Raw genomic sequence first — 913 nt, 5'->3', positions numbered from 1 at the left:
GGTCGCCTGACCCCCATCGAGTACGAGACCATCATGACCACTCAGATCGCACTCGCGGCCTGAGAACACCTGTCACGTATCCGTGCAGCAGACCCTCCAGTGGGATCGCTCCGGCGTAGTGTGCCTGGAGCAGCTTGCCCTGTTGGGTCTGCTGAAGGTTTCGTTGACTTCGGGGTCAGGCCGCCAGGGTGACGGCGTGGTGGTGGACGAGTTCGTATTCAATCGGAGTGAGCCTGCCGAGTCGACGTTGCCGTCGTCGTCGGTGATAGGTGCGTTCGATCCAGTGCACGATCGCGAGCCGGAGCTGGTCGCGGGTGGCCCAGCGCTTCCGATCGAGCACGTTCTTCTGAAGTGTGGCGAAGAAGCTCTCCATCGCCGCGTTGTCCCCGGCAGCCCCGACGCGTCCCATGGACCCGAGGAGTCCGTAGACCTTGAGTACGCGCTGAAATTTCCGGGAACGGAATTGCGATCCTCTGTCGCTGTGGACGATGCAGCCGGCCACGACGGCCGTCCCGCCGCGGCGAGCGACCGCGTCCCGCAGGGCAGCGAGGGCCAGGTCGGCGGTCATTCGGGCATCGATGGCGTAGCCGACGATCCGGCCCGAGCAGGCGTCCTTGACGGCACACAGGTAGACCTTGCCCTGGCGGGTGCGGTGCTCGGTGATATCGGTCAGCCCGGTCGCGTTCAGCGTCTCGGCGGTGAAGTCCCGCTCGAGCAGGTCATCGCACACCGGTGGGCCCGGCCGGCCGTAGCGCTGCCGGCGGCGCACGGTGGCCGAGAAGATCCGAGCCTGTCAAGTTGTCTGTGTAAGGGGGCCGGGTCAGAGGTGGGGGTTGATTCGGTCGGGGTAGACCAGTGAGAGCTGTTGGAGGGCCGTCTTCCAGTTCGTGGTGACAGCGCCCTCGACGAGCCG

The 913-nt window shown here is 65.9% G+C and carries 1 pseudogene; it reads right to left on the bottom strand.

Annotation, left to right across the window (positions count from 1 at the left end):
* Positions 1–175 precede the first annotated feature (175 nt).
* A pseudogene (locus ACZLKG_RS16580) lies at positions 176–784 on the bottom strand (IS3 family transposase); the annotation flags it as partial.
* Positions 785–913: the final 129 nt, after the last annotated feature.

The sequence above is a fragment of the Georgenia sp. Z2081 genome, from assembly GCF_055326445.1.
Note: the sequence above shows the minus strand (reverse complement) of the source record. Positions and strands in the feature narration are given on the sequence as shown.